Consider the following 13,774-nt stretch of genomic DNA (forward strand, 5'->3'; position numbering starts at 1 on the left):
TAATCCGACAAGTTAGTGCAACATCTGAAATGGTGGCAGCCTCATCAGAGGAATTGTTAGCAAGCACAGAACAAACGACGAAAGCTACAGAACAAATTACGGATGCCATACAAGAAGTAGCCAACGGGTCTGAACAACAAGTAGATCATACAGAACAAGCCAATCAAGTGGTAACAGAAATATCAAGTGGCATGGGGCAGGTAGCAGCTTCTATTCAAACGGTAAAAGATCTGAGTGCAGATACGAATCAAAAAGCTGAATTTGGAAATCTAGGCGTTATGGAAACCGTACAACAAATGAATACTGTGCATCAGCAGGTAACGAAAACATCAGCTATTGTAAATGAGCTTGGAAAACGGTCGAATGAAATTGGCAGTATTGTGGGCTTAATTACTGAGATTTCTGCACAGACCAATTTGCTTGCTTTAAACGCTGCAATTGAAGCCGCAAGAGCAGGTGAACATGGACGAGGATTTGCCGTGGTTGCGGATGAAGTTCGCAAATTAGCAGAACAATCTGGAGAAGCTACACAATCCATTCAAGAGTTGATTCAACAAATACAAAGCGAAATTGATTATGTCATACAATCTATGAATGAAGGAACTGAATCTGTAAACGTAGGAATTAAGAAAGTGAATGAAACAGGTCAATCATTCAAAGAAATTGTCCAGATGATTAATGGGATTTCTGCCCAAACACAAGAAGTTTCAGCCATTGTGGAAGAAGTGAATGCAGGGACAGAAGAGATGGTGAACATGATCTCTGAAATTGCTGTCATCTCTAAACAATCAGCTGGGAATACCCAAAACGTTGCGGCAGCGGCTGAGGAACAGAACGCTTCAATGGAAGAGATTACTTCATCTGCTGTTGCGTTAAGCAAATTGGCTGATGAACTTCAGGAATCCGTTTCTAAGTTCAAAGTATAATGTCACCATTAAATGAGATTTCGGTATAACCAAATGTTACTGTTTTACTAGATAAGAATATAGTACGATCATTGATATAACCGATGGGACCGTCAAATTGATGACGGTCTCAATAAAAAAACAGCCCCTATTTGACATCGATAATTAGCGATTGATTAGAAGCAAATGTAATCGTTACGTCAAGTTCCGACGAAAAGCTAGCGGCGGCAATGGAAATAGGCGCTCATAAAATTATAAATTATCTATCAGACAATATCATTGAGGAAATCAGCAGGCTATATGAATGGGAAAGGAGTAGATGAGTGATTATTGATGGGATAGGAGCGAGTATGACACAAAAGATTAAATTCATTTAATTTTTAGTTTCACAAATTCAATGATGATAAGAGACAGTAATAATAATATTCCTAAAAAAGGTGCCAGTCCCCCAGTAAACTATTACCGTACTGGGGACCTAGCACCAAACTTAAAAAACTCCATTTTATTTAAGTTCTAGTCTCGCAACTGCTTCACAATGCATCGTTTGTGGTTGCCGATTTCGCACATTTTCGCAGTATTTTATACCTGAGATTATAAGAGTGTTTCATCCTAATCAATAGAATAATATATTCATAGATTTTCAGCATCTTTTAGCGATTTTGTGGTAAAGAGTGTGGTCATGTGGTCAATTTTAAATCGCATGCCCCACTTGTTTTAAAACATTTAATATTAATGGAGAAACTTGAATTAGTACATAACCTAATCCAGCATTTTGGATCATGGTCCACCCTTTTTCAGCATTATTAAACATAAACATGAAGCAGGCTCCAACGATTATGACTGAAGCAATTGGGAAGCTAAGCGCAACTAGTATATCCACTACCGGATCCAATACATGAGCTAACATAGAAAGTGTTTGTTCCCCCATCCATTCTTTTGCAGTAACTGGAACTGCTTCGGCTGCAAATACCGGTTTAGCCATAACTAACGGAATGACAATAGTCGTCCCCACTCTTTGAAGTAATTTTCCTACGTTCTTCTTTTTCTTAGCATGCCGGAAATCACCAGACAAAAATTCACTGACTGACATTGTTTGAGCCCTCATTGCAATTCCTCCCATAAATAAGTTTTGAACATAAGTCCATCACATAACTGTTCCAATCTCTTTTTTCTATATGGAGTCGTCGTAACCCAAACTAATACAAATTGTGGATTATATGTTGATAACTTTTTGTATTTTCTTATTTTTTGAATATTTTTGGACATCGATTGTTTATAGTCAATTTCTATAAAATGATGGAGTTTATTATAAATGTAGGCTGCATCTGCTACGAGGGTTATGTCATTTACGGATACTTTTACTTCGTTCTTCCAACTTGAGGGGCGGCCCATTGATATATATAAATCATTCCTCATTAAATAGTGATTTACTTGAGGTGTTTTCTTACGAATCTTATCTGCCTGAACAATTTCGCGACCGTTAGCATTTAAATAATAGATTTTCTTCCTATCTTCGTTAAAATGAGAGATAAATTCTTTCATATTGCTAAGGATCCGTTGAGCATTTCGAGTTTGGCCTAAGTCGTGCAGTTTCTGTAATTGCACCCTTGAAAGATAATCATATTTCTTCAAGCTTAAAAGTATTTCCTCCACTCTTTGCTGTTTTTTCAATGGTTAAATCCTCCTTTCGTGGTTTGATAACTATATGAGGAGTAATAATTTTTTCTATTTGTTCATTTTCAATAAATGGAGTTTGAACTATTTGAACACCATCAGGAGTCTTATAAATTGCTCTACCAGGTACTTCAAGTTTTTCAGCCCCCGATTCATCAAGTACTACTCTTGAAGCAATGGCATCTCTCAACTTATAAGTAATGACTGTATCACAATTCTGCTTAATTTGTTTATTCATAACATCTGCGGTTGGATATTGGCTGCAATAAATGAGTCTGTAACCTAACCCAGCCCCAATTCTAGCTATTTCCGAGAGCGCTTCTTCACACTTGCGGGCTTTTTCCTTCTCTTCTTTCCCTGTGATGATGTTTGGCGAGATTTGTGCTGCTTCATCAATAATAATGAAATGTCTAATATCAATCCCAGCTTCTTTAATGTCTTCTGATCCATTTTTATCAAACCACCCTTTCATTTGCTCCATTTCATTTTTTACCTTTAATAACGTTGATAAAGCTTCATCTAAATTTGTTGCAACCTCTATTACTTGTTTGGCATTCCTAAAACGAGTAAATGCTAGGCCGCCTTTCAGATCAATGAGCGTCAGCTTTGTATTATCTGGTTGCTGATTGATTAAAGATGAAATAATAAGTTTTAATAATACCGTTTTCCCTTTTCTTGTTGCCCCGGCTAAAGTTATATGCCCTCTTTCCATATTGTGATTTATAAAGCCATATCTCGTTTCCCCAAGTGGAACTTCCCAATCAATACATTGCTTTAACATACTTTCATCAAATATTATCTTTGAAGGCATATGGCGATCTAAAACTTTGATATGCAACATTCCATCATAACTAAGCTCGACATCCTTTTCAGATACATACCTGTTCTCATATATGTCTTTTATTTGCCTAATTGGATTGCTTTTTAGTTTTATTTGAGTAAATGATTTAAATTCAATCGTTCCCTTTCTATTGTTTAGCCCATCCCTAAGATGATCTTTCCTCTTCTCAAAATCACTAAAAGATAATCCTAATGGGATCCGATAAATATATTCAGTTCCCCATTCATGTTTTTTCTTTCTATATAACTGTATCGTTTTAAGCTCCTTCCCCTCCTTAATATAAAGACCACAATTAAGTGAGATTTTTTTAATTTTCTCCCCATCATCCAATTCTGTTCGTTTTAAATAACTGATTCCAACTAATGCAGCGGCGGCTGAAGTCGAGAGTATTTCAAACAGCATTTCATCACCCCTTATTTATTATTTAGTAATAAATAGTTTCACTGAATACGAATAACGAAAACAAAACTGTGACCATTACTAATATTGAACTTATAAGCTTCACTTACCTGTTCAGGTAACGAAATTAAGAACGAATATAGATAACGAATATTGTGATGTATTGGTATATGTCTATTTAGGCATTTGCTTGTCCTATAACTAAAATTTTTAAAGGACAAGCCATTTTTTAAGCGAATATTAAAATAGGTGATATAAATATGGAGACTAAGTTAGCTAAAATTATTAAAGAACGCGGATTGAAACAAGGGTTTATCGCTGAAAAGGCTGGGGTATCAAGAGGAGCTTTCAGTTTAATTGTAAGGGGAAAGTCTGTACCCACTTTACCAATAGCAATCAAGATAGCAAGGGTATTAAATGAAACAGTAGAAAACCTATGGGGAGATATGGTGGACTAAATAAAGCTCCTCAAATAAGAGGAGCTCCACTTTATAATACAGATACTTTCATTATGTCCATAAATGGAACCTTAGTAATCTCTGAGTTCTTTTCAATATGAATTAATCTTGTACGGCTATCCATCTTAATAATATTTCCTTGAACCGTCTCTTTTTCCCAAACATCTAATATTACTTCTGATTTTTCATTATGCGCCTCAACAAGTGTATTGCCAATCTCTTCTAGCTCAAACTCGTCTCTTGTCGGTCTTTTTTTCTTATCTTTAGCCATAATTACGCACCTCTCCTCATACTTCGTACTGGTCCAACCGATAAGATGTTACTTATTTTAAAGGTCCTCTGCTGCTTACGAATGTAGCAATATGCTCTAAATGACTCCTCTTTTACTGATAAAACCTTAATTCCACGCTGACTAATGCTCCCCTTACAGTCCTGATATATCATTTCTAATAATTCGCCACTTGATGCTGCCTTTAATAGTATACTTCTCATCCAATCCGACCTCCTTTATTATCATTTTACACGAACTTTTGTTCGTTTTCAATTGAATAAAGAACTAACGTTCGCATATAATGTACATGAAGGAGATGGACTTATGATTCGTGATAGAGGAAAAATCAAATGGCAGTCCGCTTTTTTTATGCCTGAACATGTTTCCATGCTTAAAAAACTTGAGCTTGATGGCCGTAAACAGAAAAAGCCTATCCTAGACGAACAAGAATATGAAGAAATAGGAATCATGATCATGGATTCGCTTAATTATGCACTACTAATAAAGGTTACAGTTTGGAATCACGGCTATTTTAAACATTATTTAGGGGTAGTTAGCAAGGTTGATCCAATAATGAAGCACATACTATTAGAGACTGAAAACTTTATGGAACAGATTATGATCAGTGATATTACTGCCGTAGAGAGGATTTAAATGACAAGGATACCCAGTGATGACCGAGATATCATCGAGCAGGCAATGTATTTACCAATGCTTTTAACTGTCCTTGAACGTGATCGACTGGTAATAGAAAAGGCTCCTTTTAAACTTAAGCAACCTTACATAAACTTGGTAGAAGAAACTATTAAAGCAGTTCAAAGAAATTTGAAGGAAGTAAAAGAAAAAATGCGGAAAGGTAATATGAATCTTCAACAAATTGGCCATGATGACACGTTTACACAATTTGTATTCTTTTATAAGGGGTATGAGGAGCAGCATAATTATTTTAATCCTCGAATCCGGAACAAGGTCCAGGAATTATTAGAGATCTATTTGTATAAACGCTACTGAAAAAATTTGAGGACTGTTTCTTTATAGGTGCTTGAACTGCTTTGCATCGAAGTAAGTTGGTTGGCGGGCATGAGGGGTAGTGTTTCAACGGTAGAATGAATTTATTATAAAGTTAGATACTTCTGAAGACAAAAAGCCCCAACAAGGGGCTTTAATAATCATTACCTTCTTCTGTCGTCTGAATTACCATAAATAACGATTGCTGAAAGTACTGTAACAATAACTATTCCAATTAATTTAGTAAAAATAAAACTAATGAAAACCCATGATATTCCAAAACATAACATGCTCATTAAAAAGCAAATAAACCTACTCTGATCTGGATAATTATCTAAGTAATTATAAATAAATACATCTTTAAGCCAACCAGCTCCAAGTAGGACATAACCCATTGCACACAACAAGTTCAAGCCCCAGGTCATAAGGATTTTTTTCATATCATTACTAGCTTCAGTCACTATTGAAATAAAACTCTCAATGCTCTCAACTTGGACTTCTTGATGAAAGAAAAATGTATAGGCTCCGAGAAGAAGTAAAATAACGCTTGCTAAAGTTTTACCAGGTCTATTAGTATATGTTTCTAGAATCATCTCAATTTCCTCCAATATTTGTGAATTTAGATAAACGAATATCCTGTGTCGCTCAGGATATGTTTTTAAGCCATTAATTAGTAGTTTCTTCGTTTTCTAATTCACCAATTGGGATAAACCAAGCTTTTTTCCCATAAGCCCTTGCCCACAAAATTTGCTGGGTCTTTGGATGTTTTCTCCAAGCTCTAAAAATTCCAAAACTCTGATGATATTCAGACCATTTCAATTTTTGTTTTTCCATTTTTATCAATTCCTTTGCAAATGTATTTACAAAGGACCGTTCTTAGTGATACATTATATATATTAATTCGCCAAAATTAATGTATAATGTAGCGACAATCACATTGCTACGTAAGATTTACGTCGGCCCTTCGTATGGGCTATTTTTTTTGTCCATTTTTCATCACCCTTTGCTTTTTTTTCTAAAAACCCTTATTGAGAAAAAGGAGACTAACTCTCCAACAACGACCTCACTGATTTATATTTAAATTGTTTTCCCTCTTCACTTATTACTTCATCTCTGTCAATTAAACCTTGCTTCCATAGTGCCAAAAGTTTTGAACTCGCTGTGCTAATTTTTGTATTATTTTCATCTGCAAGTTGTCTTGCAGTTAACTCAGCATTGCTATTAATCAAACGGCTAAATATATCTCCTAGATAATCAGGCAAATGTCCTCTTATCTGGACCATACTATCAATAATTTCAATCATTGCAATTTTATCCTCAGATAATGCAATATCAATATTTTCTCTCTTGCTTGGATTAAGCCCAGTTAAAAAAACAAATCTTTCAGGGTTCTCTTTTAATATCGGGATTATATGACCGAATACTTCATGGGGGCAGGAAAAGTCAATATAGAGCACATTAGAAAAATCAAAAACAAATACATTTTCTATCGTACTATTTATTACTTCTTCAAACCGTGGCGTTAAGTGTTGTCCGAACTCGCGAGTTACAAATAAATTTGTGTTAAAAACTTCTTTTGTAATTGCAGAAACATCTATCACTCTCATAACCACACCCCCCTTTTAGAAAAAACATAAAACTCTATGAACTAATATTATAATCTAGTAGAAGAAATGTCAACTACTTAGTTTTGTTGGTAGAGTTATATCAATTTGACATCCCTTAAAAAAGGAGATATCCGAATTTATTTCGTAGTTTCCTTTTTTCCCATCTTGATAATAACTTGCTCCCCCAGATCTTATAAATAATTCTCCTCCAAATTCAGAAACATAGCTCTTTATATACTTAAAACCCATTCCCCCTTTTGATTTACTAGATTTGTTTTCAATGACAGCTTGATATATTGCTTCTTTGTCGCTGAATACATTATCGTAAGTCTCTGCAAATCCAATTCCACAATCTGTAATACCTATTTTAACAGGCCAGTTATATTTTATTCTGTTTTGTGTGAAATAATAAGGGACATACTGTACCGATACATATCCGTGTGATTTGCTGTGCCTACTAATATTTTGACATAGTTCATCTAATATATCTTTAAACTTCTTTATTTCTTGAGAAGTATAATGTAATTGTTCCTTCAAGATACTGCTAACTTTTTCTTCGATTGTATGTAATACAGGAAAAACATGAGAGAAGTGAGAGATTCGAGTTAATTCTAATAGAGTTTTATTATCAGAATTTATCCCTCTTTCATGTAATGAAATATCATATAGTATTTCTTCTGTCAAATCCCATGATTCCTTTAGTTTTTCAAAAAAACCCATTCTAATTAAATACGACATTATTTTCTCATTTGGAAACTTAATAGTATTAAAAGCCTCTATTTCCTCCATAATATGCAACAACATATTTAAACCATAGGGAAAGATAAAATTAATCTTGCTTAAATCAACCACATTAAAATTTCCGTCACTACCCTGTAACGAAAATAGCACCTTTTCCATTTCTTTAGAATTTAAGTATTCAGGGAAAATTAAGTCCATTATTAAATCTCCTAGTCTAATGTCATAAATTAATTTTAAAACCGACAAAGCAATTTTGCAATGTGTTAAAAAATAAATATAAATAACCATTACTTTTGGAGGATTCATTCTAATTCACAATACCGTCACAAGGACTTTCTTCCTGAATAGCTAATATATAGGCAGGAGGGATAGGAATGCTTGCATTTAGGGAGAAGGGTGTAACATATCATATTTTTGCAACTAAGGACGAAGTGACGGTTTATGCTGCAACAAAGACATTTGCAGTAAACGCAAAAGGAAAAACCTTTAAAGAGACAATTGCAAAAGCTAAAAAAGCAGTACGAAAAGAAGCCCCTCTCAAGTGAGAAGGGCTTTAAATTAAACATTTACTAAGCTAAAAGAATTTATTTTACTTAGAAAATCAGCATGGTTTAAATCTGTAATTTCACTTAAAGATTCATAATAATCAAAAGGCAGACCCATATTTTCTAAAACCCTAATATAATACTTAGGATTTTTTTCACTATAATTTTTCAATGTATGAGTGAATCCCACCAATAAATGAATATATGCATTAAAATCACTTTTAAGAAAGAACGATAAAGCAACTATCAATGAAAATACATCACTTTTTCCTTGTCCTTTGTCATATTTACTTTTATCAAACTTAAATTTGTTATATGCTGGTGGATAATATGGAAGTTCTTCACTCACTCTGTGACTATAAATTCTACCTCCATGAGCTGCCCAATTTCTATATCTCCTAAATATATCTAGCATTTTACTAAAAAACTGTTTCAAATCTTCATCTATTTCTTCTATAGATACCCCTAAACATCTAGAAATCAAGTAATCTTTTTCGTCTTTTTTAAAAAGTTTATAGATATATACAAGAGTTCCAAAAGTAGCTCCTTTTACAATAATCCATGGAGGGATGTTCTGGTAAGTTTCTCGGTAATGTTTCATAGGATGCTCGTAACTACGACAAATTTTATTTAATTCATAAATCAAAATATCTCTTTCATATCTACCCGAATTGGTTCTCCGACCTAATTTATAGTTTGATGCGTTTAAATAATCACCCTGTTGATCCCCAAATCTTTCAGCTAGTATATAAGCGATATTAGCTGAGATAGTATCTTCTACATTACCAAGTGCAAAAGAAATTTCATTTCTAATTTTCTTATCAAACAAATGTATATCAATAATATCTTCAAGAGTAGTATTATCTTCAAAAATATCTTCATCATGGTCATTTATTTTAGGTTTAAGGAATATTCCTTTATAACCATTAATTACAGAGTAATAACTATTTTTAGTTAGCAAATATTTAGCTTTATCTTTAGAGTGTATTAATAAATTTCTATTTATCAATATTTCAATCTGTTCATCCAATGTTTTAAAAGGCTTGGTCAAATAAATCACCCTTAGGATTTTCTATTGCTTAAATTATACACTGAAAAAAAGAAAAAAACCTTCTAATTCTAAAATTAGAAGGTTTTTCCCTAGCTATACCTAGCCCATTTCATTTATTAAATTCATTATATCCATCTCAATCTTCAATTACAAGTTAAAAGTTACAACAATATATGATAAAATCCTATAAAAAATATTAATATTCGAGAAATTACCATGAAAATATACCTATTTTTAATCAAAAAGCTAATTTAAAACTTTTCAGGTTTAAAGGGATTTTATCGTTACATATATACTTCTGCAACTTTGGCTAGCAACGTCTTTGAGGGTGTCTCATACTTAATGTACCCGTCCATCTTAGTTACCCAGTGATTAGCCCCGACATCATACTGGCCGCCATGATCAGGTCTAAATCCATATACTCGGTACTGATCTCCCGGTTGTAAGATGCGGACCATTTGCAATTTACCGGCTGCATCTTCAGTCCATAGGTTAATTGGCTTTAAAATTTCCACACGGCCAATCTGCCCTTTTTTAAACTCTGTTTTCCCCCACATTAGGACTGATTGAGCTTTTTCCTTTAGGTTAAAGGCCCGTACCAATCCATTTACATGACCTTGTGCAATCTTATTAATATAAGCATCTTGCTTGAGTTTGGCTGCATCAGCTGCATTATCGATAAAGCCGTTTTCAGTTAGTAAAGCTGGCATTTTTGATTCACGTAACATATGCAAGTTTCCTTGTTTCTTGCCACGATCTCGGAAGTCAACCTGCTTCATTACCTCTTCGTGTATTGCATTTTGATAAGCAAATGTTGCCCCACTGGAATTAGGATAAACAAAGTCTTCATAACCGTATCCGCCTGGTGTAGCATTTATATGAATTGACAATAAAAAGTCAGCTCCCCAAGCATTTGCCATATCAGTACGTTGCTTCAGTGATAATGTTTGGTCATCTTCACGACTTAATTTGACAATTACATCTTCATATCTGGTCAGCATATCTCGAATACGTTTAGAGATTGTTAAAGTTAGCATTTTTTCCAGTAAACCATTACCAACTGCACCTGGATCAGTCCCACCATGCCCGGGATCAATAAATATTTTTACCACTTTATTGACCTCCTTATCATATAAGTATAATTTTAGCTCTTCTATTTTGTTAACTAACTTCTGAGGATATTCTGGATCAGTTGCATAGCCACATTGCCAAATGATTTGAGCAGCTTTTTTATAATCTGTGATTCCCCATAATGGCTTATAATGTGGTCTTTTCAAAAACACTCGACTTCGATACTCGAAACACTCTTCAAGACTATTAAACTTACAAAAATCTGCAACAACTTCAATCCATTTGTCATTAACAAATTCTTTCGTTCTCTTTATATATATAGGACCAGTCCAAGGCGGCTTAGCTTTTATTCCAAAAAGATTATTTGCATTGACCGCTAACTCTGAATTACCTTTATCACTTTCTAATACAGCTTGGGCAAGAGAGAGAGAAGCCAGAATTCCTTCTGACTTCATGTATTTAACAGCATAAGGGGCAATCTGTTCAACGAAATTCATTACATCCAACCCTTCCCTTTATTTTTTAGTTATGATTTTCGACTGATCAAATAGGCCTGCAGCTGAAAGCCCGATCATTAATCCAAACATTATTTGTTCCTCTAAGGTTGAAACATCTACATAAAAAATACCTGCAAGTAATCCCAAAACTAGAGACACTGCAGGTACATATTTTGCCGGAATCCAATCCATTCTTTTGACAAATTCAGTTAGAGCCAATACTACGGCAATAATAATCGCAATTTCAAACATTATTTATCATTCTCCTTTTCTAGCATATCTAAGCGCTTATGAGCAGCCTTAGAACTTTCTTCAATTCTTGTAACTCTTTCTCCTAGAGCTGTAATTTGCCTTTCATTTGCTTTTAAATCGATGCGAATATCATCTACACCTTTACGAATGTATCCCAATTCAGCCTTTAATTCAGCGCTTTCCTGACCATCTGATTTAATAGCTTTTGATTTATTCAGTGAATATCCCAAAAAAGCAATTGACACTGAAAGAACAGATATAAATACTCCTAATTCGATTGTCATTTATTCACCATCCATAAACAAAATAGCCCCGATCGGTTCGGGGCAAAGCTAATTCTTAAAGCAATAAAAAGAGCTCTACTAAGAGCTCTTAAAAATTTAAGTTCTAATTATCCTAGTGGAATAATCAAATTAATTGTATTATATTCATCTTTTATACCTTCTTCAACAATTACTCTGTCTCTGTCCCTACGCGAACTCTCAACTTGAAGTTCGAAAATGTTAGATTCTACAGAATTTCCATTAATGAAATGTTTATATTGTACCAAAGGATTTTCATAAAAAATTGGTATAAAAGAATCATCATCTGTTTTTATAGTAATGTATTTTTTATCACCGATTTTACCATACGAAGCAAGCAAACCTTCAGTGACTGTAACAGTTTGCGGTGTTGTCTCTTCTTCCGTCGGAGGTGTTGTGTTATCATCGCTTGGCGGTGGTGTTGTCTCATCTTCCGTTGGTGGCGTTGAACCTTCTTCTGGTGCTTCTGTTTCTACAGGAAGTTCTTCTTCAATAACTGGCGGTTCTTGAATTTGCGGATCCTTTACTGCACCATCAACAATATTTTCAAATCTACCTTTTGCGTTTTCGTAGTTTGTAATAATATCTGAAGCTTTTGCACCATTTGGAATTACTAATTCAGCAATTTTAGTTCCTTCTTTCACAACTATACGTGCATCCTTATTAGTAACTTCAAGTTTGTGAATGTCACCAGCAGTATTCACAGCCACTTTTGAACCTGTGGAGATAATAAGATCTGTAATGTTACCCTTGCCGATTAGTTCCACATTATTTTGAGCTGCAACTTCAAGAATTTGAACATTAGCATTAATTTCAACAATTGTTGCACCATTAGTTATGATCAATTTTGGAATTAATACTCCTTCTTCAGCATTTATTATTGAATCCTCAGAAATCGTTAATTCCTCAATTTGATTACTTTTTTCGATGTTTACAACTGACAATTCTTTTGCTGATGCAAACGAAGATTGAAAAACAAAAAGAAAAATCATAAAGCTAACTAGACTTAATACTTTTGCAATAGATTTTATCATATGTTACCTCCTTCTTTTTTACTATTACGAAAGGAATTTTAGCACCATTTTTTTCCCTTGTATATAAAATTTTCTAACAATACTAATATTTTTCTCTTATTAACTTCAATAGACAATATTAGTTCCAAGCAAGCTACAGTTTTGAAGTCATTAAAAGTCACCTATTTCTAGGTGTTAGTTGCTGCACATTTTCGTCCTGATGAGACATAAAGAAAAGCACTCTTGATTGAGAGTGCTTAGAGATTATTTTTCTCTTTTTAAAATGAATTTAATCCTTGGAACATCTAGGGATACATCTCCATCAGAACCAGATCCCTCTACCATAGGAATACTCGAAACCAATTCCCATCCTTCATTTCCCAAATTCGATAATAGGTTTTGTAAACCCTCATCGTTATTGTATAGACCTCGTTCATTGTATGCTAATACTTTATACTCCCATTTTTTCATTCTATCACTCCTTTCATCTATAACAATGTTCGACAAGGAATGATAAAATCCTGCTAATAGATGTTCTTATGACATCTATTTCTTTTTTAATTTTTAAGCACTCGTGGCTGCGCGTCTATCTAATTCCTTTTTTACATCAGCTTTTAAAAACGCTGGTACCGCAATTTCACCCGGTTTTGGGTTTTCTAATACCCTTAATCCTAATTCCACTAAGTCAGCATACAATGTTACCATCCTACAACACTCCTTTTATAGTTAATGTTTCTATTAGTTCTGCTAATGCAAGTTGATTACTAATCTTGTCCATTTCCTGCTTTTCAATAGTCTCTGCTAATGCAAGTTGAAGAGTTAATTTTTCTTGCTCTAATAATTCAATTCTTTCACCTGAGGTTGGTTCCCTCGGAGGTTCTTCTATTATTCTTTCATTCCCAAAAACAATTTCACCATTTTGGACCTTGAATTCATGTGTATATGTTTTTTGAATAGTAGTCTCATCATCAAGCCATATTTCGCTGTATTCTTCATTTTTCCCACCGAAATGTTTAACAACATACTCATAACTATCCTTAGTATTAAATAACTCTGTTGTGAAAAACGATGATATGGTTTCTTGCAATAATGGTTCACCGTTTGATTTTTTATAAATAATTAAATGCATGTTATCCTCC

Annotated in this window: 21 protein-coding genes and 2 pseudogenes; 5 read left to right on the forward strand and 18 right to left on the reverse strand. The window is 33.9% G+C overall.

Annotated elements, in window-relative coordinates; genetic code table 11:
* Positions 1-29: 29 nt before the first annotated feature.
* Positions 30-926, forward strand: coding sequence for a methyl-accepting chemotaxis protein (locus H0173_RS22715; protein ID WP_396021208.1), 897 nt, complete (start codon positions 30-32; stop codon positions 924-926).
* A gap of 670 nt (positions 927-1,596) precedes the next feature.
* Here the strand turns inward: H0173_RS22715 and H0173_RS09330 are convergent.
* The 3 genes from H0173_RS09330 to H0173_RS09340 are packed head-to-tail and all read right to left on the reverse strand — an operon-like array spanning position 1,597 to position 3,822.
* A complete protein-coding gene (locus H0173_RS09330; RefSeq protein ID WP_221846080.1) occupies positions 1,597-2,010 on the reverse strand; it encodes a hypothetical protein in 414 nt (137 codons plus the stop codon).
* Positions 2,007-2,576, reverse strand: a complete 570-nt coding sequence (locus H0173_RS09335) for a replication-relaxation family protein (protein WP_260631108.1) — start codon at positions 2,574-2,576, stop codon at positions 2,007-2,009. The genes H0173_RS09330 and H0173_RS09335 overlap by 4 nt, the downstream gene beginning before the upstream one ends.
* Positions 2,524-3,822, reverse strand: a complete 1,299-nt coding sequence (locus tag H0173_RS09340) for an FtsK/SpoIIIE domain-containing protein (RefSeq protein ID WP_221846081.1) — start codon at positions 3,820-3,822, stop codon at positions 2,524-2,526. The genes H0173_RS09335 and H0173_RS09340 overlap by 53 nt, the downstream gene beginning before the upstream one ends.
* A gap of 257 nt (positions 3,823-4,079) precedes the next feature.
* On the opposite strand from H0173_RS09340, the gene H0173_RS09345 reads away from it, so the two are divergent.
* Positions 4,080-4,277, forward strand: a complete 198-nt coding sequence (locus tag H0173_RS09345) for a helix-turn-helix transcriptional regulator (RefSeq protein WP_221846082.1) — start codon at positions 4,080-4,082, stop codon at positions 4,275-4,277.
* A gap of 31 nt (positions 4,278-4,308) precedes the next feature.
* Here the strand turns inward: H0173_RS09345 and H0173_RS09350 are convergent, their stop codons facing one another.
* Both H0173_RS09350 and H0173_RS09355 read right to left on the reverse strand, forming a co-directional pair.
* Positions 4,309-4,548 carry a YolD-like family protein gene (locus H0173_RS09350; RefSeq protein WP_221846083.1) on the reverse strand — a complete coding sequence of 80 codons (240 nt, stop codon included), beginning with the start codon at positions 4,546-4,548 and terminating at the stop codon, positions 4,309-4,311.
* 2 nt (positions 4,549-4,550) lie between these two features.
* The gene (locus H0173_RS09355) at positions 4,551-4,769 is read right to left on the reverse strand and encodes a hypothetical protein (RefSeq protein ID WP_221846084.1); all 219 of its coding nucleotides are present in this window, start codon (positions 4,767-4,769) and stop codon (positions 4,551-4,553) included.
* Positions 4,770-4,872: 103 nt separating this feature from the next.
* Between H0173_RS09355 and H0173_RS09360 the strand changes: the two genes are divergently transcribed.
* Positions 4,873-5,202 (forward strand): YolD-like family protein, encoded by a 330-nt coding sequence (locus H0173_RS09360; RefSeq protein WP_221846085.1) that lies wholly within the window; start codon positions 4,873-4,875, stop codon positions 5,200-5,202.
* Positions 5,203-5,559 (forward strand): YhjD family protein, encoded by a 357-nt coding sequence (locus H0173_RS09365; RefSeq protein ID WP_221846086.1) that lies wholly within the window; start codon positions 5,203-5,205, stop codon positions 5,557-5,559. It begins immediately after the preceding gene.
* 161 nt (positions 5,560-5,720) lie between these two features.
* Here H0173_RS09365 and H0173_RS09370 read toward each other — a convergent pair whose 3' ends face one another.
* From H0173_RS09370 to H0173_RS09385, 4 genes are all read right to left on the reverse strand, one after another.
* Entirely contained in the window at positions 5,721-6,149 is a 429-nt protein-coding gene (locus H0173_RS09370; RefSeq protein ID WP_221846087.1) for a hypothetical protein, read from the reverse strand.
* Positions 6,150-6,222: 73 nt separating this feature from the next.
* Entirely contained in the window at positions 6,223-6,390 is a 168-nt protein-coding gene (locus H0173_RS09375; protein WP_221846088.1) for a hypothetical protein, read from the reverse strand.
* A gap of 209 nt (positions 6,391-6,599) precedes the next feature.
* Entirely contained in the window at positions 6,600-7,163 is a 564-nt protein-coding gene (locus tag H0173_RS09380) for a hypothetical protein (protein WP_221846089.1), read from the reverse strand.
* Between the two features lie 69 nt (positions 7,164-7,232).
* A complete protein-coding gene (locus H0173_RS09385; RefSeq protein WP_221846090.1) occupies positions 7,233-8,102 on the reverse strand; it encodes an ATP-binding protein in 870 nt (289 codons plus the stop codon).
* Between the two features lie 176 nt (positions 8,103-8,278).
* Between H0173_RS09385 and H0173_RS09390 the strand changes: the two genes are divergently transcribed.
* Complete coding sequence (locus H0173_RS09390) at positions 8,279-8,449, forward strand: hypothetical protein (RefSeq protein ID WP_221846091.1); 171 nt, start codon at positions 8,279-8,281, stop codon at positions 8,447-8,449.
* 13 nt (positions 8,450-8,462) lie between these two features.
* On the opposite strand, the gene H0173_RS09395 is transcribed toward H0173_RS09390, so the two are convergent.
* The 9 genes and pseudogenes from H0173_RS09395 to H0173_RS09430 all read right to left on the reverse strand — a co-directional run bounded on the left by H0173_RS09395 (position 8,463) and on the right by H0173_RS09430 (position 13,764).
* Positions 8,463-9,500 (reverse strand): Abi family protein, encoded by a 1,038-nt coding sequence (locus H0173_RS09395; RefSeq protein ID WP_221846092.1) that lies wholly within the window; start codon positions 9,498-9,500, stop codon positions 8,463-8,465.
* A 560-nt stretch (positions 9,501-10,060) separates the two neighbouring features.
* Positions 10,061-10,612, reverse strand: a pseudogene (locus H0173_RS22230) (N-acetylmuramoyl-L-alanine amidase family protein); the annotation flags it as partial.
* Between the two features lie 39 nt (positions 10,613-10,651).
* Positions 10,652-11,068 (reverse strand): annotated as a pseudogene (locus tag H0173_RS22235) (glycoside hydrolase family 73 protein); the annotation flags it as partial.
* A gap of 18 nt (positions 11,069-11,086) precedes the next feature.
* The gene (locus H0173_RS09405) at positions 11,087-11,320 is read right to left on the reverse strand and encodes a holin (protein ID WP_221846094.1); all 234 of its coding nucleotides are present in this window, start codon (positions 11,318-11,320) and stop codon (positions 11,087-11,089) included.
* Positions 11,320-11,604 (reverse strand): hypothetical protein, encoded by a 285-nt coding sequence (locus H0173_RS09410; protein WP_221846095.1) that lies wholly within the window; start codon positions 11,602-11,604, stop codon positions 11,320-11,322. Before H0173_RS09410 ends, H0173_RS09405 begins: the two co-directional genes overlap by 1 nt.
* A 107-nt stretch (positions 11,605-11,711) precedes the next feature.
* Positions 11,712-12,656, reverse strand: coding sequence for a hypothetical protein (locus H0173_RS09415; RefSeq protein WP_221846096.1), 945 nt, complete (start codon positions 12,654-12,656; stop codon positions 11,712-11,714).
* Between the two features lie 243 nt (positions 12,657-12,899).
* Positions 12,900-13,106: a DUF4177 domain-containing protein gene (locus H0173_RS09420; RefSeq protein ID WP_221846097.1), complete on the reverse strand. Its 207-nt coding sequence runs from the start codon at positions 13,104-13,106 to the stop codon at positions 12,900-12,902.
* A 93-nt stretch (positions 13,107-13,199) separates the two neighbouring features.
* Positions 13,200-13,340: a CD1375 family protein gene (locus H0173_RS09425; protein WP_221846098.1), complete on the reverse strand. Its 141-nt coding sequence runs from the start codon at positions 13,338-13,340 to the stop codon at positions 13,200-13,202.
* Between the two features lies 1 nt (position 13,341).
* Positions 13,342-13,764 (reverse strand): hypothetical protein, encoded by a 423-nt coding sequence (locus tag H0173_RS09430; RefSeq protein ID WP_221846099.1) that lies wholly within the window; start codon positions 13,762-13,764, stop codon positions 13,342-13,344.
* Between the last annotated feature and the right edge of the window lie 10 nt (positions 13,765-13,774).

The sequence above is a fragment of the Bacillus sp. S/N-304-OC-R1 genome, from assembly GCF_019749375.1.
GTDB lineage: Bacteria > Bacillota > Bacilli > Bacillales > Cytobacillaceae > Cytobacillus.

What these genes read in the sequence shown, in the direction of transcription:
- H0173_RS22715 (WP_396021208.1), top strand. Translation starts at nt 30, where the DNA reads ATGGTGGCAGCCTCATCAGAGGAATTGTTAGCAAGCACAGAACAAACG.
- H0173_RS09330 (WP_221846080.1), bottom strand. Translation starts at nt 2,010, where the DNA reads ATGAGGGCTCAAACAATGTCAGTCAGTGAATTTTTGTCTGGTGATTTC.
- H0173_RS09340 (WP_221846081.1), bottom strand. Translation starts at nt 3,822, where the DNA reads ATGCTGTTTGAAATACTCTCGACTTCAGCCGCCGCTGCATTAGTTGGA.
- H0173_RS09345 (WP_221846082.1), top strand. Translation starts at nt 4,080, where the DNA reads ATGGAGACTAAGTTAGCTAAAATTATTAAAGAACGCGGATTGAAACAA.
- H0173_RS09350 (WP_221846083.1), bottom strand. Translation starts at nt 4,548, where the DNA reads ATGGCTAAAGATAAGAAAAAAAGACCGACAAGAGACGAGTTTGAGCTA.
- H0173_RS09355 (WP_221846084.1), bottom strand. Translation starts at nt 4,769, where the DNA reads ATGAGAAGTATACTATTAAAGGCAGCATCAAGTGGCGAATTATTAGAA.
- H0173_RS09360 (WP_221846085.1), top strand. Translation starts at nt 4,873, where the DNA reads ATGATTCGTGATAGAGGAAAAATCAAATGGCAGTCCGCTTTTTTTATG.
- H0173_RS09365 (WP_221846086.1), top strand. Translation starts at nt 5,203, where the DNA reads ATGACAAGGATACCCAGTGATGACCGAGATATCATCGAGCAGGCAATG.
- H0173_RS09370 (WP_221846087.1), bottom strand. Translation starts at nt 6,149, where the DNA reads ATGATTCTAGAAACATATACTAATAGACCTGGTAAAACTTTAGCAAGC.
- H0173_RS09375 (WP_221846088.1), bottom strand. Translation starts at nt 6,390, where the DNA reads ATGGAAAAACAAAAATTGAAATGGTCTGAATATCATCAGAGTTTTGGA.
- H0173_RS09380 (WP_221846089.1), bottom strand. Translation starts at nt 7,163, where the DNA reads ATGAGAGTGATAGATGTTTCTGCAATTACAAAAGAAGTTTTTAACACA.
- H0173_RS09385 (WP_221846090.1), bottom strand. Translation starts at nt 8,102, where the DNA reads ATGGACTTAATTTTCCCTGAATACTTAAATTCTAAAGAAATGGAAAAG.
- H0173_RS09390 (WP_221846091.1), top strand. Translation starts at nt 8,279, where the DNA reads ATGCTTGCATTTAGGGAGAAGGGTGTAACATATCATATTTTTGCAACT.
- H0173_RS09405 (WP_221846094.1), bottom strand. Translation starts at nt 11,320, where the DNA reads ATGTTTGAAATTGCGATTATTATTGCCGTAGTATTGGCTCTAACTGAA.
- H0173_RS09410 (WP_221846095.1), bottom strand. Translation starts at nt 11,604, where the DNA reads ATGACAATCGAATTAGGAGTATTTATATCTGTTCTTTCAGTGTCAATT.
- H0173_RS09415 (WP_221846096.1), bottom strand. Translation starts at nt 12,656, where the DNA reads ATGATAAAATCTATTGCAAAAGTATTAAGTCTAGTTAGCTTTATGATT.
- H0173_RS09420 (WP_221846097.1), bottom strand. Translation starts at nt 13,106, where the DNA reads ATGAAAAAATGGGAGTATAAAGTATTAGCATACAATGAACGAGGTCTA.
- H0173_RS09425 (WP_221846098.1), bottom strand. Translation starts at nt 13,340, where the DNA reads ATGGTAACATTGTATGCTGACTTAGTGGAATTAGGATTAAGGGTATTA.
- H0173_RS09430 (WP_221846099.1), bottom strand. Translation starts at nt 13,764, where the DNA reads ATGCATTTAATTATTTATAAAAAATCAAACGGTGAACCATTATTGCAA.